Raw genomic sequence first — 21,733 nt, 5'->3', positions numbered from 1 at the left:
CCACCACCTGATCCACAAGGAAGACTGGCACATCCAGGTCCAAGCGGGCGTGCCCTGGTTCATCCCGCCACCGCACATCGACCCCCACCGCAAACCCCGGCGGAACCACTACTTCCAAATATGACCTCAGCCTTGCAGCAACCCTGTCGTCCGGTACGGAATCACCTCGCGCAGGAACATGCTGGTGGACGTGCGCACGATTCCCGGGCACAGCCTGATCTCTTCGGACACCCGGTATAGATCGTCCGGGCTCGTTGCGACCACGCGGATGATGAGGTCGGTGTCCCCGGCCGGCGCATGGCATTCAAGCACCTCTGGGATGTTGCGCAGGGCCGCGATCGCCTCGTTCAGCCGGCTCTGATCCAGCTCCGCACTCACCGCTGCCGCAACGCCCCGTCCGAGTGCGGAAGGCAGCACGCGGCTGCTGTTCGGACGCAAGGCGCCTGACGCCGTCATGCGCTCCAGGCGTGACTGGACCGTCCCGCGCGCCAGGCCCAGGCGCTGGGCGAGGACCATGATCGGCACCCGGGGGTCGTCGTCGAGCGCGGCAAGGATGCGCTTGTCCGTTGAATCCAATTCCTGCATTGCTGCTGCTTTCTGCCTGGTCGCTCAAGGTTTGACTCGTCATAATGTCCAACCAGATCCCATTCTCCCGCACCTGCGGAGCCGACTTCGGCAAAGTGACCATCCGCTGCTCGTCTTCTGGTGGGCAATTAGTCAGATTGACCAGTGGCGATTGAGTCCGTTGCGCCAGTTGTAGTGTTCCTGTTGAAATAGTGGCAACAAGGGGAAGGGCTACCGCCGGACCCCACAGGCTACGGATCCCCCGGCACACCACCCGGCCACCCGGAACACCGTCCCGCAAAGACGCAGCCGCTGATTGACTCTTGTTCACGCATCGTCTTTCCGCACCCCGGCGGCCCAACGCCGGCACCACCATAAGAGCCCCTGAGCCACCGAATGAGTTGCGGTAGCTGAGGGGCTCTTGTGCTGCCCGGGTCGTGTTCTCAAAAAGGCTGAATCAACACCGCGACAAAGGCGTATTCATCTTGGGAGGCGGCGGTCCACTCGACGTCCACTAGATCACCCGCCTTGAGGGACCTGTATCCGCCTGATTGCTCGATGACCGAGAAATGCGCGAAGCATTTCTTCCCGTCGGGAAGAATAAGTTCGCCCCAACCTTCTTCGGCTTTCCAGAAGGAAACCATCGCCTTGGCTCGAGCTGAGTTCAACGTTGGTCCTCTCTTTGGAAACTAAAGGTACCCAATTCTCCCAGCGGCCCCGACCTCCCCGGAATCCTGCAGGCACGCCCGGCGGCGCATAGTCTTGTGCCATGACTTCCGCTGGCCGTTTCGCTCCGAGCCCCTCCGGCGAGCTTCACGTGGGCAATCTGCGCACGGCCATGCTCGCCTGGCTCTTCGCTCGTTCCACGGGCCGCGCCTTCCTGCTGCGCGTGGAGGACCTCGACCGGGCTCGGGCCGGCGCCGAGGAAGTCCAGCTGCGCGATCTTGGGGCCGTCGGCGTGACGTGGGACGGCGCCGTTGTCCGCCAGACGGACCGTTCCGGGCTGTACAACGACGTGATCGAGCGGCTTGCGGACGCAGGGCTGACGTATGAATGCTTCTGCACGCGACGCGAGATCCAGGATGCTCCGTCCGCCCCGCACGCGCCACAAGGCGCTTACCCGGGCACGTGCAGGAACCTTTCGACGGCGGAGCTCGAGATCCGCCGGGCCTCCCGCCCTGCCGCCATCCGGCTCCGCGCTGAAGCCCACGAATGGACTGTGGAGGACAGGCTGCACGGTTCATACACGGGCGTCGTGGACGACTTTGTGCTCCGCAGGAACGACGGCGTCACTGCCTACAATTTGGCCGTGGTGGTGGATGACGCGGCACAGGGCGTGGACCAAGTGGTCCGAGGGGACGACCTCCTGTCCTCCACACCCCGCCAGGCCTATTTGGCCTCCTTGTTGGGCATTGCCGTTCCGGAATACGCCCACGTCCCCTTGGTGTTGAATCGCGACGGCGCCCGCCTGGCCAAGCGCGACGGCGCGGTGACGCTCGGCGACCTTGCCGCCGTCGGGCTGTCTGCCGCGGAGGTGCGGGACGTGATCTTGGAATCGCTCGGCTTGCCGGGAGGGCCGCTTGGCGAGGCCTTGGATGGATTTGATCCGGCCCGATTGCCACACGGGCCATGGATATGGAATGGCATTCAGCAATCAACCCTCCGGAAAGGGGCCTAAGTGCTCGCCTATGTGCTGACCCGCTACGGCGGCGCCGACGCAATGGAGCTGCAGGACGTCCCCAGGCCGGTTGCCGGTCCGGGCGAGGTCCTGGTCAGGGTGTTTGCCGCGGGACTCAATCCCGTGGACTACAAGCAACGTGAAGGTGCAGTTCGGGTGATCACCAGGCCAAGGCTGCCCTTGGTGGCTGGAAGCGAACTGGCCGGGATCGTGGAAGCTGTAGGCCCGGGCGTCACCCGCTTCGCCACGGGAGACCGGGTGTTTGCCCGCGTGGACAAGACCCTGCTGGGCGCTTTTGCCGAACACGCCGCCGTCCACGAGGATTTCGTGGCGCTCATGCCAAGGTCGCTCAGCTACACCGAGGCCGCGAGCCTTCCCTTGGCGGGCCTCACCGCGTTGCAGGCACTGCGCGACGAGCTCGAGATCAAGCCCGGGACCAAGCTGTTCATTTCCGGGGGCGCGGGCGGAGTGGGAACCCTTGCCATCCAGTTGGCCAAGTACTTTGGCGCCGAGGTGACCACCACTGCGTCTCCCCGTGGGGAAGAGTTGGTGCGGCGGCTCGGGGCGGACGCCGTCGTCGACTATACGAAGGAGAACCTGGCCGAAGTGCTTCATGGCTTCGACGCCGCGTTCGACCTCGTAGGCGGGGAGACGCTGGACCAGACGTTCAAGATCCTCAAGCCGGGCGCGAAAGTGGTCAGCATCGCGGGGATGCCCGAACCGCAGACGGCCCTGAAGGACCTTGCGGCCCCGGCCTGGATGACCGCGCTGTTCTGGGCGATCAGCCTCGGAATCCGGAGCCGCGCCCGTGAAGCCAACGTCCGGTACCGCTACCTTTTCATGCACCCCAGTGGCGAAGACTTGAAGTTCCTGTCACGCCTCGTTTCCGAGGGAAAACTGAAACCGGTGGTGGATAGCAGCTATCCGCTCGAAAAGATCGCCGACGCTTTCGCCGCGCTGGAGCAGGGACGCGCCAAGGGCAAGATCGTGGTGACCATGGACACTCGCGGCAGTTAGGGGGCTGAAGGTGGGCCCATTCTGCCGGGTTCCCTGGCCGAGCTAGCGAGGATAGGGGGCTGAAGGTGGGCCCATTCTGCCGGGTTCCCTGGCCGAGCTAGCGAGGTTAGGGGGCTGAAGGGATTAGGCTGTCCGGGTGGATGCACAGACGATTGCCCCTGGATTCGAACCGGTAGCCGAACTCTTTGGCCGTTTCCTCAGCGAGGACCCGGAATATTCAGCCCAGCTTGCGGCCTACCACCGCGGCGTCAAGGTATTGGACATCAGCGGCGGCCCGCACCGCCGCCCGGATTCGGTAACCGGTGTTTTCTCCTGTTCCAAGGGAGTGTCCGGGCTGGTCATCGCGCTTTTGGTCCAGGACGGCTTCCTGGACCTTGACGCTGAAGTGGTCAAGTACTGGCCGGAATTCGGCGCCGAAGGAAAGGCCACCGTTACCGTGGCCCAGTTGCTCTCCCACCAGGCCGGTCTTCTGGGAGTCGAAGGCGGACTCACCCTCGAGGAATACAACAACTCCGAGCTGGCCGCCGCCAAGCTCGCGCAGATGCGGCCGCTCTGGAAGCCCGGGACCGCATTCGGGTACCACGCCCTGACCATCGGCGTCTTCATGGAGGAGCTTTGCCGAAGGATCACCGGGTCCACCCTCCAGGAAATCTACGAACAACGCATCCGTTCGGTCACGGGCGCCCACTTCTTCCTGGGACTGCCTGAGTCCGAGGAGCCCCGCTATGCCACCCTCCGTTGGGCCGAGGACCCCTCCCAGCCGTGGATTGATCCCGCGAGCCATTTCGGACTTTCGGCCAACTCGGCGGTGGGGGACATCCTTGACCTGCCCAACATCCGCGAGGTGCGCGCCGCCGGCCTGAGTTCCGCCGCCGGGGTCGCCAGCGCCGAAGGCATGGCCCGCGTCTACGCTGCGGCACTCACCGGACTTGCCGCGGACGGCGACCGGCCCGCCGTCGCGCCCCTCCTCAGTGAAGAGACCATCCAGGCTGTCTCGGCCGAGCAGGTTTTCGGCATCGACCGCGTGTTCGGCGAGACCAGCTGCTTTGGGACCGTGTTCATGAAATCGCATGCACGCTCGCCATACGGGAGCTACCGGGCGTTCGGGCACGACGGCGCCAGCGCATCTTTGGGATTCGCTGACCCCGTGTATGAACTCGCTTTCGGGTACGTGCCGCAACAGGCCGAACCCGGCGGAGCCGGATGCCGCAACCTCGAACTGAGCGCCGCCGTGCGGAAGGCAGTCACCGAACTGGCTCAGTAGGATGAAGCCATGACCGAACCGAGATTCACCGTTGAAACAGCCATGGTCCTTGCCGAAGTGGCGCACAACCGCCAGAAGGACAAGCTGAAGCGGCCTTATCGCGAGCACGTGCTGGCGGTAGGGGATGCGCTCGCCGATTTCGACGACGACATCCGGATCGCTGGCTACCTGCACGACATCGCCAAGGACACCCCGATTACCAAGCAGGCGCTGCTCGACATGGGCGTTTCCGAACGTGCCGTGGGCATCATCGAACGCGTAACCCGTCGCTTCCAAGATGACTCGGACAACGATGAAGCCGTGGTCCTGCACATCGCACAGGACCATGACGCCACCCTGGTCAAGATCGCCTGCAACGCCCACCACTCCGTGCCGGAGCGCGTGCGGGCTCTCGCCGAGAAATGGCCGGACAAGGCGCCCACCACTCGCTACGCAGACGCCCGGGAAGTGCTTTACAGGGCTGTGCCCCGTGGCGAAATCCACTTGGTCCTGCAGCGCATCAACCCGGATCTCCTGTCCGAAATGGACCGATTGGCCGACTAGCGGTCCGACTCGGCAGTTCCCGCCTACCTAAGGTTTGGTCGGGTCATCCTGTATCGGGCTGGCTGCGGACGCCGAGCTGCTGGTGGATGCGGTGACTTCCGCCAAGACCCGCTGGTGGATCTGGGCGGTGAGCTCGTGAATCGCGCGCGTGAGGTCGGTGTTCTCTTCGAGCAGATGCTCCTGGGCATTGTAGTCATGGTCGGCCTTCACCTGTTGGAAAGCCGCTTGGCGGTTCTGTCCGATCATGACGAAGGTCGAGAGGAAGATCGCTTCGAGCGAGACGATCAGAGTCAACGTCGGCCACGGACTCTGCTCGAACACGAGCATCCACACAGCGAAAAGCAGAATGTGCAGGTAGACGAAATTCATCGATCCGGCGAAGGCCGTAATTGCGTCCGCGACTCGAAGCTGAATGCTTGCGGCCCGGCGCTCGGCCTCCGCCAGGACCGATGGGTGGAGCTTTTCCCGCTCGCTTTGAGAGAGCAACCGTGTAGGTCTCAGATACGAGCGTGAATGCGGAAGAGTGCCCGTGGTGGATGTCGATTGGTGTCCGGCATGCTGTGCCATACGTTCAATCCCTTGGCTCGCGGCGAGCCCATCTCGCCTCTGAGAGCGAGCCTAGCGTCGCCATGCGCTTGAACCTAGGACCGAACGCCCGGTACTTAGGCGCGGGATCTTCCCCGGAGGAAGTGGAAGATCAGGACGATCACGGCAATGACCAAAAGCAGGTGAATGAACCCGCCGCCGATATTGCCGATAAAGCCGAGAAGCCAGAGAACAGCGATAATGATGGCTATCCAAAGCAACATGAGGGTCTCCCTTTTGTGTACGAATGGAAATGCTGACTCCGCGCTCCGCTGGTCTGCGGGCCGCGCAGATACCGTTTGGTGCCCTTACTTTATGCCACGATCGGGTTGGTGTTAACGGGTACGCAATAAGCGATAGTTCGACTGCCGCTTTGACGCCCGGTGCGGGGAAATCTACCCGCCCATCAACCTTCGCCGATGCTTTAGCTCCTTGATCCAGTCCCTCGTCTGCAGCGGCCCGAAAGGCGAGGCGCCGGCGTCGAGCTCTGCGATGAGCGGGCCCGAGGCCGTGAGCGCGAGTCCCAAAATTCCTTCCGCTGCGCGCTCCGTCAGGCCGAGCTTCGCGGCCCAGGCAAGGAAGTGCTTACGGGAGATTCCGCTCTTCTTGCCGCCGATGCCCAGCGCGAGCGTCTTGTCCCCGTAGACCACTGTGGAGGGGATGTCGTAGACCGGAGCAACGGTGTATTCGCCCTGCGGCGACTGAAGCATGGACACGTTCTTCGCATGCAGGTCGCCGTTGCCGCTTAGCCAGGCGAAAGCCAGCTGGATGGCGAGGTTCCGCAAGGCAGGGAGTGGTGCGGAACAGTGTGCCGCCAGCGCCGCGCAAACCTCGCCGAACGGCACGCTGTACTTGTCCGCGGGGTACAGGCCCAGCACTTGGGCTCCGTCCTCGACGGCGAGGCGCACGGGAGCGCCGTCGGCTCCGGTGAGGCGATCGAAACGCTCGACGAGCAGCCCCGCCCGCCCGCCGACGTCGTGCACCAACTGCACGCTGCTCACCGGTATCCGGAGCTTGCGGGCAAAACGGAACATGAGGAACTCGTTTTCCACCACGAACGGGAACTCGGGAGCATTGAGCTTGAGGATGAAGCGCTTGCCGGCTTGCGCTACCGGGAGCGAAATCATCCCGGCCGATAACTTGTCCTGTACCCCCGCCAGCGCCACTGGGTCGATGAGGCCCGAATCGCCGAGCAGCGCATCGAAGTCGAGCGGCAGCTTCGAGTCGAGCACGACGGCGGAGCCTCCTTCCGTGGGCGGCTCGCCGTGGGGGACCGTCTGGACATCGCCCACGGCGTCCCCGCCCGCGCCCATGAGGAGCGCGAGCTCGTCGTCGGCGCTGGCCTTGACCGCCCGGCGCAGGGAATTCAGGCGGCGGCCTTCCGGGAGGAGGCCCGTGAAATAGGGCGGAACCGCGCCGCTCGGGGTGAACACTGCTTCACGCGTCAGCGGGAGCGTCGTGGCAACGGCCGGACCGCCTGAGTCGAAGTACCGCGGCAAGTAGCTGAACTTGGTGCCGCCTTCATGCCGCTCGATGCGCGCGGCCAGGACGCCTTGCTTGTAGACGTCGGCGATGCGGTGGAAGGTCATGGCAGCTTGGATTGCTTGCTCGCGGGTTGCACCTTGAGCTCAAGGCCCAGAGTGCCGAGGACCGCAAGGAGAGGCTCCAATTGGACCGTGGTCTTCCCCTGCTCCACGAACCGGACGAATCGCTCCGAGACTCCTGCGAGGTCTGCGAGGTCGGACTGGCTCAGGCTCAGGGAGCCGCGGCGGGCACGGACCTTGGCGCCAAGGGACTCGGTGAATTCCCTGGAGGACATGTCCATCCTTCCTCGCCTTTTTGTGGGCATGCGCGTTGTCCGCGCTCCGGTACGTTCGTGCCGGTTTCACCATTTTCCGCCTCCATGGCAAGCGAATCAAGGGTCGATCGCTGGGAATCGGTACGTTCGTGCCGATGTGCCTCGCCGCGGCATCGTGGGTGCAGGCCGTTCGCTGCGTTCCGGTACGGCGGTTTGGGGCCAGGACCCACGATTTCGCCTAGGTGGCCGGGTGTGCCCCCAGCCTTTCCAGCGCAGCTTCCCGGCGTGCCGCCCCGCGCCTTTCGTCGATCACGATCGAGAGGGCCAGAGCCGCCACAATGACCATCATGCAGACAGGAACAGAGACGTCCAGGGCGGCCAGGCCCACACTGCCGCAAAGCAACACGACCACGAGGGCCGTGACCCCGAGGAGCGCGCGGTCGAAACCCAGCAGGTAGCCGTAGAGCGAACTCAGGGCTACCTTGAACAGGGCCACCGGGACGGCGATGGTGGCCACTACAACGGTGGCGCTGATGAGGGCAGCATGATCAATGAAGAGCGCGGCCACATGAAGTCCGCCACCAGTAGCGGCGATTGACCCAAAGATGAACATGTGGCCGTATCCGAAGGCGAATGCCCGGTGCCGTTGGTGATGCAGGGCGTGGCCAGCCGGGAGGATGAAGTAGATCCACCACATTCCAAAGGCCAGCCCGGTCCCGCCGAGACCCACGAGGGCTGCGTCAACAGACCAGCCATGAAGGGCCACGATTGCCCGAAGGGATTCGATGGCTCCGATCAGGCACTCGCCCAAGGCGATGATCGCCAGGAGTCCGTAGCGTTCCGCGATGTGGTGCGCGTGCCACGGTGTCTTGGCTTTGCGCTCGGCGATGGTCGGCGTCGCCATTTCCAGCAGGAAGAGCGGGGCAGCCATGAGGAAATTCGTCAGGATGTCGGCGTGGACAATCAGCACCACCACCCAGCCGATCTGTGCCACCACCAGGAACTTCGCGTAGGTGAGGCAAGCGCTTCTGCGCTCCGGATCCTGCTTCGCCGCGCGTAGCCACTGAAAAACCAACGCCAAGCGCATGATGATGTAACCCAGCACCATGGTCGAGTTGTCCACGCGGTGGCCTTCGTCGAGCGATTGGAACATCGGCTCGATGCCCATGGCAAGGATGAGCACACCCACCATCTGCACCATGGTGACAACCCGGAAGACCCAGTCGTCAGTGTCATAGGCGCTGGCAAACCACGAGAAATTGATCCAGGCCCACATGACGGCGAACATCGCGAAGGTGAAGCCGATCAACCCGGAGCCGAAACGGGCCTCGGCCAGCTCATGAGCGAACTGGCTGCCGGCCACCCCGAAGGCGATGACAAAAGTCAGGTCAAAGAAGAGTTCCAGGGGTGTGGCGGTGCGATTCAGCTCCTGGGGATCGCGCCCGCCCATGCGCGACAATGCATGGCGCAATGGATTCATGGACATGGTTCAGGGTACCGCCGGGAGGCCCCCGGAGTCCCGATCCCTGGAGAGGGCGCCGGGGTTCCTCTTGGCCCACAACAGCAGCCCGATGTACGTCAGGTCGAAAATGCTGCACAGGACGCCAATGCCCAGGATGAACAGTGAATTCTCGAGCACCCCGAAGCTGATCGTTGGCGCGAGGGTTCCGATCCACTTGGCCACAGCGATCACCACGGACTGGCCCCGCAAGCTGCGTCGGGCAGCGAACATCGCAATAAACAGGCCGGACATCAGGAGATTCTGCAGGAATGCCGCGTACCGGGAGGCCGGATCCCAATCGAACTCGGTGATGAACAGCCACTGCACCGCGAACGACGCCAAGCCCAAGAGAGCCGCCCACCCGATGAACAGCGGCCGTGTGACAAATCCGGGAAGTTCCCGCCTGCCGAACGCGAAGAACGTGTACACAATCGCGACGTCGGCCAACGCCCAGGCAATGTTGATGACGCCCTGCACGGAGAGCCTCGTGCTGAGCGAATGCACCGAGTAGATGACTTCCCACGCGAAGTTCAAACCCAGCGCCGCCGCCGGGATCGCGTACGTCTTATCGCGAAACCCGATCCGGATCGCGCAAATGTAAACCGTAGTCCAAGCGACCCCGCTCAGGATGGTCAGAAACAGGTTCACGGTTCCTCCTTCTCCAACGCGGGGTCACCTACGGCCCATCCGGGGCCCCAACATGGGCCGTAGGTGACCCCGCGTTGCTCTAAACCCGGGCGAGAGAGTCGATGTCCTCGAGAAAGTCTTGGTGGACTTCGTCGCTGACGGTGGTGCGGGTGTCGGCGATCGCGTCGAGATAGTCCTGCGTGACTGGTCCCTTGCGGGCGTTCGACGCCGGTGCGGGGCCCCCGGAGGAGGCGCCGTCACCGGGAGCGTCGGCTGTGTAGACGGCTTTTTCCAGGGCACGCTGGGAGGCGCTGCGTGCCGCGTACTCTATGTCCGCGGGGGAGAAGCCCTCTGTCCGCGACACCAGCAAGGCCACGTCCACCGAGTCCACCACGCTGGCCGGGATGAATCGCTGCCACATGGCCTCGCGGGCATGGACGTCCGGCAGCCCGATGGGGATGACGTAGTCGAAGCGGCCGTGGCGCAGGAAGGCGGTGTCCAGGGCGCGGATGAAGTTGGTGGCGCACACCAAGAGGCGGCCGGGTTGTTCCCGGAAGGCCGGGATGATCTTGAGGAGCTCGTTGGTGACGCCCTGCAACGGGGACGGCGGCTCGCCCGAGCGCTGGGACGCGATTTCTTCCACTTCGTCGATGAACACGACGGCGTGTTCGAGTTCGGCGATTTCCAGGAACGTCTCGCGCAACGCCCCGGCCAGGCCCTTCGGATCGGAGGCCAGGCGGGAGGGGAAGACCTCCACGAATGGCCACTCGAGCCGGGACGCGATCGCTTTCGCAAAGGTCGTCTTGCCGGTCCCGGGAGGGCCGAAGAGCACGACGGCGCGCGGCGGCACCACGCCGAATTGGTCGGCGAGGTCAGCCTCGGCCAGGGGTAGGACCAGACGGCGTTCCAGCAGCTCCTTTTCGCGGCGCATGCCGGCGACGTTTTCCCACAGGTCCCGGGCCAGGATGCGGCCGCCGAGCTGGCTCAACGGCTCGAGTTCCTGGCGCTGCACCGGGATGGTCCGCTCAAAATAGTGCAGGTTTTGCTTGAGCAGGAAGCCGCGGCCCAGGAACGCCTCGACTCGGGTTTCGGACTCGGGCATGAGCGCCGAGAGCTTGTTGAGCCCGTGCGGAGTCATCCGGTTCTCGACGGCGGCCAGCAGCGAAGTGCCGATCCCGCGTCCACGGAATTCGGGCAGCGTGGCCAGGAAAACGATCCAGCCCTGGTCATGGGCCGCACGTCCGACGGCGGCACCAACCACCTGCTCGCCCTGCACCGCCACCACCGCGTGGTCCTTCTCGCATGAAGCAAGGACCTCGGAGAGCGCATAGACAGGGTCCACGTTGTCGGCTTTGAGCGACTCCCAAAGGTGCAGTATCCCGTCCATGTCCGAGGAATGGAAGTCCCTGATGCGCCAATTGCTCATGCCTGCTCCTTGGTGGATCGCCATCGATTGCCTGGTGTCGAGCATAGGCGAACCGGTGGTGGAGAGGGGTTGCGCGGGCGTTGCGTTACGTAGCTATCCCACCGGGCGCAACCGCAGCCCCTGCATGCCGCCGTCGATTGCCAGGGACGTGCCCGACGTCGAGCCGGACAGCGGGCTTGCGAGGTAGGCGACGGCGCCGGCCACCTCGGCGGCCTCCACGAGACGGCCGTGTGGCTGTCGGGCGTTGAGGGCAGCGCGTTCGGCGGCGGGATCGGCGGAGGATTCGAGCAGCCTGCCTACCCATGGCGTGTCCACCGTGCCGGGGTTGACGCAGTTGACGCGGATCCCTTCGCGGACGTGGTCGGCCGCCATGGCCAGCGTGAGGGACAAGACTGCGCCCTTCGACGCCGAATACAAGGCCCGCTGCGGCAGCCCTGCCGTCGCGGCGATGGAGCACGTGTTCACGATCGCGGCCGCGGGCGATTCGCGCAGGTACGGCAGAGCCGCACGGCTGACGCGGGCGATGCCCACCACGTTGATGTCGAGTACGCGGTGCCATTCGGCGTCGTCGTTTGCAGAGATGTCCCCTTGTGCGCCGATCCCTGCGTTGTTGACCACCACGTCGAGCCGGCCGAACTTCCGGACGACGGCGTCGACGGCGGAGCGCACCGAGGCGTCGTCGGCCACGTTGCATTCGACGCCGAAATGCGGGGTCCCGGAGGGGTTGAGGTCGAGCACGGCGACCTGCGCCCCGCCGTCGGCGAGCCGGTCCGCGATCGCCGCGCCGATGCCGGACGCCCCGCCGGTGACCAGCGCTACGAGTCCCTCGAACTCGGTGCTCACCGCGTTGCCTTGTCAGTGCCTACTGTTGCAAGCGAAGCTGCGCGGGCTCTGTAGAACGCCTGGCGCTGGCGGCCGAGTCCTTCGACTTCGAGCTCCACCACGTCGCCGGGCTGGATGTACGGGAAGCGACCAGAGAGCGCCACGCCTTCCGGAGTGCCGGTGAGGATGACGTCGCCGGGCTCCAGGACCATGTACTGGCTGAGGTGGTGGACCACGGTCAGCGCGTCGAAGATCATGTCCGAAGTGTCCGACGATTGGCGGATCTCGCCATTGACCCAGGTGCGCAACGCGAGGTGTCCGGCGTCGAGCCCATCCGCGGGAACCAGCCACGGCCCCAGGGGAGTGGACTGCGGAAGGGACTTGCCCTTGGTCCACTGGCCCGCGGCGCCGGGCAGTTGGTAATCGCGCTCGGAGAGATCATTGGCGACGACGTAGCCCGCGATGCAGTCCGCGGCCTCGTCCGTGCTGGAAAGGTATGACGCTTCGCGACCGATCACGATTCCGAGTTCCACCTCCCAGTCGTACTTTTCCGACGACGGCGGGATGGGCGCGGCGTCGAACGGGCCACTGACCGTGTTGCTTGGCTTCAGGAACACCACGGGTGATTCCGGGGGCGTTGCTCCGGATTCGGCCGCGTGGGCCGTGTAATTGAGGCCGATGCAGACGACGTTGCCGGGCCGGGCGATGGGCGAACCGATCCGGAGGCCTTCGGCAGAAATCCCGGGCAGATTGCCGGCAGCAAGGGCTTCCCGGGTGCGTGCGATGCCGTCCGTTGCGAGGAACTCTCCGTTGATGTCCTTCGTCAGCGGGTCAAGGCTGAAGTACTTTTCGGTGCCGTTGGCGTCTTGGGCGATGACAACCGGCTTTTCATTTCCGGCAGTGCCCAGCCGGGCGAATTTCATGTTCATGTATTCCTCCGTGCTCTGGCTCTAACATCCGAGCTCTAGTCTGCTGTTGCTCTCCATAATACGGAAATGTGACCCATTGACAATGCAGACATCGGATGTTTACGCTCTTCCCAGCAAACTACCTGCTGCCAAGCAAGGAGCACAATGAGCGTCATCACCGCGGTGGACACCTTCGATATCCGTTTTCCCACCTCCCAGGAACTGGACGGATCGGATGCCATGAATCCGGATCCGGACTATTCGGCGGCATACCTGGTGATCCGCACCGACGCCGGCGACGGTCACGAGGGCCACGGTTTCGTCTTCACCATCGGGCGCGGCAACGAGGTGGAGGCAGTGGCTATCGAGGCACTCCGCCACCACATCCTGGGCCGCAACGTCGAGGAACTGCTCGGCGACATGGGCGGCACCTGGAAGCTCCTGGTCCACGATTCCCAACTCCGTTGGCTTGGCCCCGAAAAGGGCGTGATGCACATGGCGATCGGCGCCGTCGTCAACGCCCTGTGGGACCTCAAAGCCAAGCGGGCCGGACTGCCTCTCTGGGAGCTGCTTTCCCGGATGAGTCCGGAGGAGATTGTGGCGCTCGTGGACTTCCGGTACCTCAGCGATGCACTCACGCCGGAGGACGCGCTGGGGATAGTGCGGACGGCGGAGCCGGGGCGCGCCGCCCGCAGGGCAGCACTTCTCGCGGAAGGATACCCCGCATACACCACGACGCCGGGCTGGTTGGGTTACAGCGACGACAAACTTGTGCGGCTGGCCAAGGAAGCCGTTGCAGACGGTTTCGGGCAGATCAAGCTCAAGGTGGGGGCCTCGCTGGAAGACGACATCCGGCGCGTCCGCACGGCCCGCGACGCTGTGGGGCCTGATATCAAGATCGCCGTGGATGCGAACCAACGCTGGGACGTCCAGGAAGCGATTGACTGGATGGCGCATTTGGCTCCCTATGACATTGCCTGGATTGAGGAACCCACCAGTCCGGATGATGTCATCGGCCATGCCGCGATTGCCCGGGGCGTGGCGCCGATCCCCGTGGCCACGGGTGAGCATGTCCAAAATCGCGTGATGTTCAAGCAGATGCTGCAGGCCGGATCCCTGCAGGTCTTGCAACTGGATGCGGCGAGGGTGGCGGGAGTGAACGAGAACATCGCCATCCTCCTGCTCGCGGCGAAGTTCGGCGTCCGCGTCTGCCCACATGCAGGTGGAGTTGGCCTCTGCGAGGCCGTCCAACACTTGTCGATGTTCGATTTCGTGGCGGTATCCGCCGACAAGAATGGTCGGATGATTGAGTTCGTCGACCATCTGCACGAGCACTTTGTCACTCCGGTGGATGTCCACGACGGCTCGTACTGGCCGCCGTCGGCACCCGGTGCCGGCAGTGAAATGGTCGGCGGCACGTTGGCCGGCTACAGCTTTCCCGATGGCCCTGTGTGGGCCGCGGGATCCCCTCCTTTGACTCCCCGGCAATAACCTTTATCGAAATTCCTCGAAAGCACAGTTCCCTACTGAAAGCACGTGGTGAAAGATATGCGCAAAGAAGCGTTGGTGGCAGGTGCCTTGGCACTGGGCCTCATTGGACTCACAGGCTGCGGGGGCAGCTCGTCCGGCAGTACCGCAGACGGCAAGACCGCCATGACGTGGGCCATGTGGGTCGGCGGCACGGAAGACCAGAAGAACTGGGAGAAAGTTGCCGATGACGTCAGCAACACCTTGGGCGATGTGAAGATCACCCTGCAGGGTTCTACCTTCCAGGACTACTTCACCAAGATGAGCACCCAGCTCAGCTCGAACACAGCCCCGTGCCTGGTGGCGGTCCAGAGCCTGCGGACAGCGCAGCTCAAGGATGGCATGCTGCCGCTCGATGACCTGGTGAAAAAGAACAACCTGGATTTGAGCGCCTTCGACTCCTCCATGATCAAGGGGCTCAGCGCCGACAACAATCTGTACGCCCTGCCGTATGACGTGGGCCCGGTGATGATGTTCTACAACAAGGACATGTTCGACGCCGCGGGCGTGCCGGTCCCGAAGGCGGGCTGGACGGCCGACGAGTTCGTGGCAGCCGCGAAGAAGCTGACGGCCAACGGCAAACATGCGATCGCACCGAACACGGCCGATCTCTTCGTTGAATCGCAAGTCCTCGCCTACAACGGCGGACGCGTCTTGAAGGAAGACGGCACCATGGACGCGAGCGATCCGACCTTCGCCAAGGGACTCCAGTGGGTTTCCGACCTGACAAGCAAGGAGAAGGTCTCCCCCGAACTGCCCGGCGGCGACACGGCATTCAGCGCCAATGAATTCATGGCCGGCAATACCGCGATGAGTATCGACGGTCCGTGGTCCCTGCTGGACGTCAAGGCCAAAGCCAAGTTCAAAGTCGGCGTCACCACCCTTCCCGCCGGCCCTGGCGGCGGGAAGACGTTCAGCGCCGGCTCCGGCTGGGGCATCTCCAAGCAATGCGCTACTCCGGACAAGGCCTTTGCCGCCCTCAAGGAAATGACCGGCGACAAGGTCCTGGGGAATCTGGCGGCAGCCGGGCGCGCACTGGCCGCACGCACCGCCCAGCAGACAAAGTGGATTGACAACGCGGGCATTCCCGGAGTCGCGGAGACCCTTAAGAGCGCCGAGGCCACGGCAGTGCCGATGCCAAGCAACACCAACAGCGACCAACTGGGCCAGCTTTTCAACCAGTACCTCGTCAAATCCATCAATGGACAGCAGAGCGCAGCGGATGTCATGAAAGACATTGCGGCCCAGCTGCCCCGATGATCAGTGTGATGCCTGCCTGGCAGTGCCCGACTAACAGCCGGGCAGGCACGCACTCTTCGCAAAGGAATGAGAAATGACACTACTCAAGCCCGCAAAGGCGCCGCTTCCTGAAGCAGCGGCTGCCACCGTCAGTGGGAAGGCGAAGGCCGAACCGGATGCCCAGCTCGGCCGGAGGACAATGTGGGGACCGGCCTTTGCCCTGCCGCATGGCCTCGGTCTCGCGATCTTCACGCTGCTGCCGATCGTTGTTTCCCTCGTCATCAGCTTCTTCCGCTGGCCGCTCTTGGGAACCCCGAGTTTCCTCGGCCTGGGCAACTACGAGAAGCTGTTCAGCGATCCGATCTTCGGGCAGGTTGTCGGGAACACCGTGCTGTTCGTGGTCCTCTATGTGCCCCTGAACCTGGTTGTTTCCCTCGGCCTTGCCGCGTGGTTGACTCCGCGCATCAAGGGGCGCCACATCTTCCGGGTCATCTTCTTCATTCCTTCGATCACCCCGGTGGTGGCCAACGTCGTCGTCTGGAGGATGCTGTACCAACCCGGTGGATTCATCGACGGCACCCTGCAAAGCGCCACGGGAATTTCAGCGCCGAACTTCCTCGGAGACGAACACTGGGCAATGATGGCCATTGTCGTCATGAGCGTGTGGCAGGGGTTCGGCTACAACATGCTGGTGTTCTCCGCCGCCTTGGACGCAGTTCCTGAGAACCTCACCGAAGCGGCCGCAATCGATGGCGCCAACGCCTGGACCATCTTCTGGCGCATCAAGCTCAAGCTCATTTCGCCGTCCATCTTCTTTGGCACGATGATGACCCTCATTACCTCGTTCCAGGTCTTCGCCCAGCCGTTCATCCTCACCAAGGGAGGGCCGGGTTCGGCCACCTCGACGATCGTCCTCTATATCTACAACCAGGGTTTCCAGTTCCACCAGCTCGGCCTGGCATCCGCGGCTGCTTGGATCCTGTTCGTCATCATCCTTGGCGTGACTGCAGTCCAGTTCCTCGGACAAAAGAAGTGGGTCCACTACGATGCTTGAGACAACCAGCCGGATACGCCCTCTCACCGCCCGTCCCCGTGGCTCCGGAGAGCCCGGAAGACGATGGACCGCGAGGATCCGGCCCGCCATCGGATACATGATCCTTTGCCTTATCGCGCTGCTCTTCCTGTCGCCGCTCATCTACATGTTTGCGACATCGTTCAAACCCCCTGCTGAGATCTTCAGCGTCCCGCCGAAGTTGTTCGGCTCGGAATTCCGGTGGCAGAACTACCAGGAGGCCCTGAACTACATGCCGTTCCTGCGCTTCATGGGCAACGGACTCTTGGTTTCGGCCGCTGGAACGGCACTCACCCTGGTGGTTTCCGCTTTCTCCGGCTACGCCTTCTCCCGGCAGCGCTGGCGGGGACGGAACCTGGTTTTCATGGTGTTCCTCGCAACGCTGATGATCCCCCAAGAAGTCCTGATTGTCCCGATGTTCGTCATGATGCAGAAGGTGGGCTGGGTGAACACCTTCCAGGCGCTCATTGTGCCCTGGGTGTTCACGGCATTCGGTGCCTTCCTGCTCCGGCAGTTCTTCCTTGGCGTACCCCAAGAACTCGACGACGCGGCCAGGGTGGACGGCGCGGGAACCCTGAGGACCTTCCTGTTGGTCATGCTTCCACTGGCTAGGCCCACCATGGCCGTCCTGGCGGTCTTCAGCTTCATCAGCTACTGGAACTCGTTCCTCTGGCCATTGGTAGTGATCAACGACGTCAACAACCTCGGCACCATCCCGTTGGGGCTCCAGATGTTCTTCGGCCAACAGGGCAATCAGTGGCACCTGGTCATGGCCGCCTCCGTGATCTCAATGGCTCCCACCCTTCTGCTGCTGATCCTCCTGCAGAAACACCTCGTCAAAGGCATCGTCACGAGCGGCTTTGGCGGACGCTGACGCGTTACCTCCAAGGCCGCACAACACTCAACAACCCAAAGACCCGCAACAACCTTGAAGGAGTAACCACCAATGATCGCCCAAGCACCTTGGTTCACGGAGTCCCGGTTCGGTATGTTCGTCCACTGGGGCTTGTACGCCCTGCCGGCCCGGCACGAGTGGGTCATGAACCGCGAACGTATTCCTGCCGAGGAATATGAGAAGTACTTCCAGCACTTCAACCCGGATCTCTACGATCCGCGGGAATGGGCCCGCGCGGCGAAAGACGCCGGCATGAAATACGTAGTGCTGACCACCAAGCACCACGAAGGCTTCTGCCTCTGGGATTCCGCACTCACCGACTACAAATCCACCAAGACTCCGTCCGGGCAGGACCTGGTGGCCCAGTACGTCGAAGCGTTGCGGGAATTCGGCCTGAAGGTCGGTTTCTACCACTCCCTCATTGACTGGCACCACCAGGATTTCACCATCGACGGGTTCCACCCCGAACGCGACAACCCCGAGGCCGAAAAGCTCAACGAGGGCCGCGACATGGCCCGCTACCGCGAATACCTCCATGGCCAGGTGCGCGAGCTGCTGAGCAACTACGGCCAGATCGACTACCTCTTCTTCGACTTTTCCTACACGAGCGAGGACCACAAGCACATCTGGGGCGGAAAGGGCCGCGACGCGTGGGGGTCCGTGGAACTCTTGAAGATGGTCCGGGAACTTCAACCCGGCATCATCGTCAACGACCGCCTGGACATTCCTGGCGACTTCGCCACGCCGGAGCAGTACCAGCCTTCCGGGCCCATGGTGGTGGACGGCGTCGAGGTGCCGTGGGAAGCATGCCAAACCCTCAACGGTAGCTGGGGCTATGACCGGGACAACTTGGACTACAAGTCCGTGGACTTGCTTGTGCGCATGCTTGTGGACGGGGTGTCCAAGGACGGCAACCTGCTCCTCAACGTTGGCCCCACGGCCCGCGGCAATTTCGATCCCCGGGCTGTGGAGTCCCTCCGCGGCATCGGCGACTGGATGAAGCTGCATTCCCGGGCCATCTACGGAGCTGGACCCGCTGCGTGGACCGCGCCTGCCGACGCCCGGTACACACGCCGCGGTGACTGCCTTTACGTCCACTTGTTTGCGTGGCCGTTCGAATACGTCCATCTCCCCGAACTCGCCGGCAAAGTGGAATACGCCCAACTGCTCAACGACGCCTCCGAAGTCGCGATGCTGGAGATCGCACCGGACCGGGCGGCAATCAACACCACTCCTGGCGGACAACCAGCGGGTACCCTGACACTGAAGCTGCCCGTCCAGCGACCGGACGTGGCGGTGCCCGTCGTCGAACTCTTCCTGAAGCCCGGGGTGTAGTGTGCCGGAAACCATTGCCCTGCACACCCGGCTCAAGCCGGGTGCCGAGCAGGACTACGCGGAAGCTCATGCGGGGATCCCCGCCGAACTCGTCGCCGTCTTGAAAGAGGCCGGAGTGGGCAATTGGCGGACCTGGCGCAGCGGCCAGGAGCTCTTCCACCTTGTTGAGGTGGAGGACTACCAAGCCATGCGCCGGGCGCTCGCGGACCATCCGGCGAATGTCCCGTGGCAGGCCCGCATGGCGGAGATGCTGGAAGTCCAGGACGACTATTCCGGCAATGACTCCGGCATCCCCTTGGTATGGGAGCTGGTATGAGCGGCACGTCGTGGGATGGCGCGCTGGGCAAGCTCGGCTTCGGCGCCGCCGGTATCGGCAACCTGTACCGTGCCATGCCGGACGCCCAGGCCGCCGCCACCGTCAAGGCGGCCTGGGACTCTGGGGTCCGTTACTTCGATACCGCGCCGCACTACGGGCTGGGGCTCTCCGAGCGCAGGCTTGGTGCGGTGCTGAGGGATATGCCACGGAGTGAGTTCACTGTGTCAACCAAGGTGGGCCGGCTGCTGGTGCCGAACGCCGTGGGATTCAGCGCGAAGGACGACGAAGGCTTCGACGTCGCAGCAACGAGCAAACGCCAATGGGACTTCTCAGAAGGGGGGATCCGCCGGAGCATCGAGGAATCGCTCGAACGGCTCGGCCTGGACCACGTGGACATCGCCTACCTGCACGATCCTGATGTCCACGACCTCGCCAAGGGAATCGACGAAGCGCTGCCTGCCTTGGAAAAGCTGCGCGCGGACGGCGTGGTGAAGGCGATCGGCGTCGGGACCAACTCGGCGGAAGCTGCGCTCGAATGCGTCGAAGCGGCCGATCTGGACCTGCTGATGCTCGCCGGCCGATATACCTTGCTAGAGCAGCCCAGCGTTCCGCTCCTGGACCGCTGTGTGGCGCGCGGCACCGGCGTCGTGAACGTGGGCGTCTTCAATTCCGGCCTGCTGGCGAGGCCGGACGTACCCGAGGACTCGCATTATAACTATGCGCGTGCCCCGCGCGCACTGGTGGAGCGCGCACGGGCGCTCGCCGGCGTGTGCCGCGGGTTCGGGGTGGAGCTCCCGACGGCGGCACTCCAGTTCAGCCTGCGACACCCGGCCGTTGTGAACGTGACGGTGGGGGCCAGCAGTCCGGAGCAAGTGTCAGCAAACGCGGCCCGGATGAATGAGGACGTGCCGGAAGAACTGTGGGCGGCTTTGGCGGGTGTGCCGGGTGATTGATTCGCACCTGCACCTGTGGGACCTCGGGCCGGATCCAGCCGGCGGTGGTCCGCGTCCGTACGCGTGGCTTGGGCCGCAGCACGGCGGACTCTTCCGTAGCTACGGCGAGGCTGAGGCACGGAAAACCCTGGATGGCGCTGGCGTCGATGGAGCGGTGCTCGTCCAGGCTGACGACACCGTTTTGGATACTGAGTCCATGCTCGCCGTCGCCGACCGCAACGCTTTGGTACTCGGCGTCGTGGGCTGGATTCCCCTCGATAAGCCGGTCGAAGCGGAGCAGGAGCTGGAACGGTTCCTCCGGAACCCCGCGTTCCGGGGCGTGCGGCACTTGGTCCACGATGATCCGCGGGACGATTTCCTCGAATTGCCCGCGGTCCGCGATTCCTTGCGCATGCTCGCCGGCCACGGATTGGCGTTCGACGTCCCGGACGCCTTTCCGAGGCACCTCGGTAGTGCGGTCCACCTCGCCCGGGAGCTGCCGGAGCTGACCATCGTGCTGGATCATCTCGGGAAGCCGCCGATGGCCGATCCTGCGGCGATGGACGTGTGGCGAGCGGATTTCCGCGCCTTGGCTGAGCTGCCAAACACGGTGGCCAAGGTGTCCGGCCTGCACTTGCCGGGCGTCCCGTACACGGCCGAGGCATTGCGTCCGCTGTGGGATGAAGCGCTCGAAGCTTTCGGTCCTGGACGGCTGATGGTCGGCGGCGATTGGCCCGTCAGTACCTTGGGTGCGCCGTACGGACGAACCCTCGGAGTTCTTCTGGAACTCGCCGAGGAGCTCACTTCGGGTGAGCGGGCGGAGTTTCTTGAGGGAACCGCCGTGCGGACGTATGGGCTTCAAAAGCGAAGCATCGCGAACTAAAGCGCCTGGCGCAACCAGCTCTCGACGCCGCTGATGTGGACGGTCACAAGTGCCCGGACCAGCTCGGCGTCGCCACGTTCCAAGGCGTCCGCGATGGCCTTGTGCTCCGCAAGGGTGTGCGCCACGGCTTTTTCCTGGGTCAAGCCGCGCCAGATGCGCGCCCGGACGGTGCTGCTGGAGAGGGCTTCGAGTAGGCCGGCGAGGTAGTCGTTTCCGGCGGCCTGGGTGATGATGCCGTGGAATTCGAGGTCGTGGGCCACGAGTTCTTCGACGTCGGTGTTCTCGTCGATCCCGTCCATCGTGGCGCGCAACGCCGTGAGTGCCGTGGGAGTGATCTTGCCTGTGGCGATGAATGCGGTGGCGGGCTCCAGGATTCGTCGGACCTCAAAGAGTTCCAGGATGGAACGGTCCTGGTGGAGATCGACGACGAATGCCACTGCTTCATTGAGCAACTTGGCGTCGAGGCTGGTGACGTAGGTGCCGTCCCCACGCCGCACGTCGAGGACACGGATGAGTTCGAGCGCTTTGACGGCCTCGCGCAGGGAGCTTCGCGAGAGGCCGAGCCGCTCGCTCAGTTCCTTCTCCGGCGGAAGGCGGTCCCCGGCCTTGAGTTCGCCGCGGATCAGCATGTCCTTGATCTTGCCGATCGCTTCATCTGTGACAGCCATGGCTACATCCTAACGGCGAATGATCCGATGTCTGGCACCCAACTACCTCGCAGTTGTTGCCGTTATGAGGCTCCAAAATGACAACAAATGCGTGGGCCCACGCCGCCAGGGTTCCCTGGCCGTGGGGCCACAC

Annotated in this window: 24 protein-coding genes; 12 read left to right on the top strand and 12 right to left on the bottom strand. The window is 63.9% G+C overall.

Annotation, left to right across the window (positions count from 1 at the left end):
- Positions 1-126 precede the first annotated feature (126 nt).
- Together AC3WJM_RS21865 and AC3WJM_RS21860 are read right to left on the bottom strand one after the other, a co-directional pair.
- Positions 127-585 carry an Lrp/AsnC family transcriptional regulator gene (locus AC3WJM_RS21865; RefSeq protein ID WP_306963577.1) on the bottom strand — a complete coding sequence of 153 codons (459 nt, stop codon included), beginning with the start codon at positions 583-585 and terminating at the stop codon, positions 127-129.
- 422 nt (positions 586-1,007) lie between these two features.
- Positions 1,008-1,232 (bottom strand): S1 domain-containing protein, encoded by a 225-nt coding sequence (locus AC3WJM_RS21860; RefSeq protein ID WP_492272927.1) that lies wholly within the window; start codon positions 1,230-1,232, stop codon positions 1,008-1,010.
- Positions 1,233-1,333: 101 nt separating this feature from the next.
- On the opposite strand from AC3WJM_RS21860, the gene gluQRS reads away from it, so the two are divergent.
- The 4 genes from gluQRS to AC3WJM_RS21840 all read left to right on the top strand — a co-directional run bounded on the left by gluQRS (position 1,334) and on the right by AC3WJM_RS21840 (position 5,066).
- Positions 1,334-2,242: a tRNA glutamyl-Q(34) synthetase GluQRS gene (gene gluQRS / locus AC3WJM_RS21855; RefSeq protein WP_307053239.1), complete on the top strand. Its 909-nt coding sequence runs from the start codon at positions 1,334-1,336 to the stop codon at positions 2,240-2,242.
- Positions 2,243-3,259: an NADP-dependent oxidoreductase gene (locus AC3WJM_RS21850; protein WP_059388703.1), complete on the top strand. Its 1,017-nt coding sequence runs from the start codon at positions 2,243-2,245 to the stop codon at positions 3,257-3,259.
- A gap of 136 nt (positions 3,260-3,395) precedes the next feature.
- Complete coding sequence (locus AC3WJM_RS21845; RefSeq protein WP_492272926.1) at positions 3,396-4,523, top strand: serine hydrolase domain-containing protein; 1,128 nt, start codon at positions 3,396-3,398, stop codon at positions 4,521-4,523.
- Between the two features lie 9 nt (positions 4,524-4,532).
- Positions 4,533-5,066, top strand: a complete 534-nt coding sequence (locus AC3WJM_RS21840; RefSeq protein ID WP_492272925.1) for an HD domain-containing protein — start codon at positions 4,533-4,535, stop codon at positions 5,064-5,066.
- 27 nt (positions 5,067-5,093) lie between these two features.
- On the opposite strand, the gene AC3WJM_RS21835 is transcribed toward AC3WJM_RS21840, so the two are convergent.
- The 9 genes from AC3WJM_RS21835 to AC3WJM_RS21795 form a co-directional block, all read right to left on the bottom strand.
- A complete protein-coding gene (locus tag AC3WJM_RS21835; protein WP_492272924.1) occupies positions 5,094-5,633 on the bottom strand; it encodes a DUF1003 domain-containing protein in 540 nt (179 codons plus the stop codon).
- Between the two features lie 95 nt (positions 5,634-5,728).
- Positions 5,729-5,875: a lmo0937 family membrane protein gene (locus AC3WJM_RS21830; RefSeq protein WP_113990647.1), complete on the bottom strand. Its 147-nt coding sequence runs from the start codon at positions 5,873-5,875 to the stop codon at positions 5,729-5,731.
- A 171-nt stretch (positions 5,876-6,046) separates the two neighbouring features.
- A complete protein-coding gene (locus AC3WJM_RS21825; RefSeq protein WP_492259153.1) occupies positions 6,047-7,240 on the bottom strand; it encodes a type II toxin-antitoxin system HipA family toxin in 1,194 nt (397 codons plus the stop codon).
- Positions 7,237-7,470: a helix-turn-helix transcriptional regulator gene (locus AC3WJM_RS21820; RefSeq protein ID WP_113990646.1), complete on the bottom strand. Its 234-nt coding sequence runs from the start codon at positions 7,468-7,470 to the stop codon at positions 7,237-7,239. The genes AC3WJM_RS21825 and AC3WJM_RS21820 overlap by 4 nt, the downstream gene beginning before the upstream one ends.
- Positions 7,471-7,687: 217 nt before the next feature.
- On the bottom strand, positions 7,688-8,935 hold the full coding sequence (locus AC3WJM_RS21815) for a low temperature requirement protein A (protein ID WP_284991963.1): 1,248 nt from the start codon (positions 8,933-8,935) through the stop codon (positions 7,688-7,690).
- 3 nt (positions 8,936-8,938) lie between these two features.
- Positions 8,939-9,598 carry a transmembrane-type terpene cyclase gene (locus AC3WJM_RS21810; protein WP_492272923.1) on the bottom strand — a complete coding sequence of 220 codons (660 nt, stop codon included), beginning with the start codon at positions 9,596-9,598 and terminating at the stop codon, positions 8,939-8,941.
- A gap of 79 nt (positions 9,599-9,677) precedes the next feature.
- Positions 9,678-11,003, bottom strand: coding sequence for an ATP-binding protein (locus AC3WJM_RS21805; RefSeq protein WP_492272922.1), 1,326 nt, complete (start codon positions 11,001-11,003; stop codon positions 9,678-9,680).
- A 93-nt stretch (positions 11,004-11,096) separates the two neighbouring features.
- Entirely contained in the window at positions 11,097-11,846 is a 750-nt protein-coding gene (locus tag AC3WJM_RS21800) for an SDR family NAD(P)-dependent oxidoreductase (protein WP_284991965.1), read from the bottom strand.
- Positions 11,843-12,754 carry a fumarylacetoacetate hydrolase family protein gene (locus AC3WJM_RS21795; RefSeq protein ID WP_492272921.1) on the bottom strand — a complete coding sequence of 304 codons (912 nt, stop codon included), beginning with the start codon at positions 12,752-12,754 and terminating at the stop codon, positions 11,843-11,845. Before AC3WJM_RS21795 ends, AC3WJM_RS21800 begins: the two co-directional genes overlap by 4 nt.
- Positions 12,755-12,898: 144 nt before the next feature.
- Between AC3WJM_RS21795 and AC3WJM_RS21790 the strand changes: the two genes are divergently transcribed.
- The 8 genes from AC3WJM_RS21790 (at position 12,899) to AC3WJM_RS21755 (ending at position 20,932) form a co-directional block, all read left to right on the top strand.
- A complete protein-coding gene (locus AC3WJM_RS21790; protein ID WP_492272920.1) occupies positions 12,899-14,224 on the top strand; it encodes an L-fuconate dehydratase in 1,326 nt (441 codons plus the stop codon).
- A 57-nt stretch (positions 14,225-14,281) separates the two neighbouring features.
- Positions 14,282-15,520, top strand: a complete 1,239-nt coding sequence (locus tag AC3WJM_RS21785) for an ABC transporter substrate-binding protein (RefSeq protein ID WP_306973098.1) — start codon at positions 14,282-14,284, stop codon at positions 15,518-15,520.
- Between the two features lie 73 nt (positions 15,521-15,593).
- Positions 15,594-16,553 (top strand): carbohydrate ABC transporter permease, encoded by a 960-nt coding sequence (locus tag AC3WJM_RS21780; protein ID WP_492272919.1) that lies wholly within the window; start codon positions 15,594-15,596, stop codon positions 16,551-16,553.
- A gap of 97 nt (positions 16,554-16,650) precedes the next feature.
- On the top strand, positions 16,651-17,445 hold the full coding sequence (locus tag AC3WJM_RS21775) for a carbohydrate ABC transporter permease (RefSeq protein WP_492272918.1): 795 nt from the start codon (positions 16,651-16,653) through the stop codon (positions 17,443-17,445).
- 72 nt (positions 17,446-17,517) lie between these two features.
- A complete protein-coding gene (locus AC3WJM_RS21770; RefSeq protein WP_492272917.1) occupies positions 17,518-18,801 on the top strand; it encodes an alpha-L-fucosidase in 1,284 nt (427 codons plus the stop codon).
- Position 18,802: 1 nt separating this feature from the next.
- A complete protein-coding gene (locus tag AC3WJM_RS21765) occupies positions 18,803-19,117 on the top strand; it encodes an L-rhamnose mutarotase (RefSeq protein WP_492272916.1) in 315 nt (104 codons plus the stop codon).
- Entirely contained in the window at positions 19,114-20,070 is a 957-nt protein-coding gene (locus AC3WJM_RS21760) for an aldo/keto reductase (protein WP_492272915.1), read from the top strand. Before AC3WJM_RS21765 ends, AC3WJM_RS21760 begins: the two co-directional genes overlap by 4 nt.
- Complete coding sequence (locus AC3WJM_RS21755; RefSeq protein ID WP_492272914.1) at positions 20,063-20,932, top strand: amidohydrolase family protein; 870 nt, start codon at positions 20,063-20,065, stop codon at positions 20,930-20,932. The genes AC3WJM_RS21760 and AC3WJM_RS21755 overlap by 8 nt, the downstream gene beginning before the upstream one ends.
- Here AC3WJM_RS21755 and AC3WJM_RS21750 read toward each other — a convergent pair.
- Positions 20,929-21,600: a FadR/GntR family transcriptional regulator gene (locus tag AC3WJM_RS21750; protein WP_284991975.1), complete on the bottom strand. Its 672-nt coding sequence runs from the start codon at positions 21,598-21,600 to the stop codon at positions 20,929-20,931. The genes AC3WJM_RS21755 and AC3WJM_RS21750 overlap by 4 nt on opposite strands.
- Positions 21,601-21,733 lie beyond the last annotated feature (133 nt).

The organism is Arthrobacter sp. FW306-1B-G06A (genome assembly GCF_058781765.1).
This window is presented reverse-complemented; position numbering and strand designations above follow the sequence as displayed.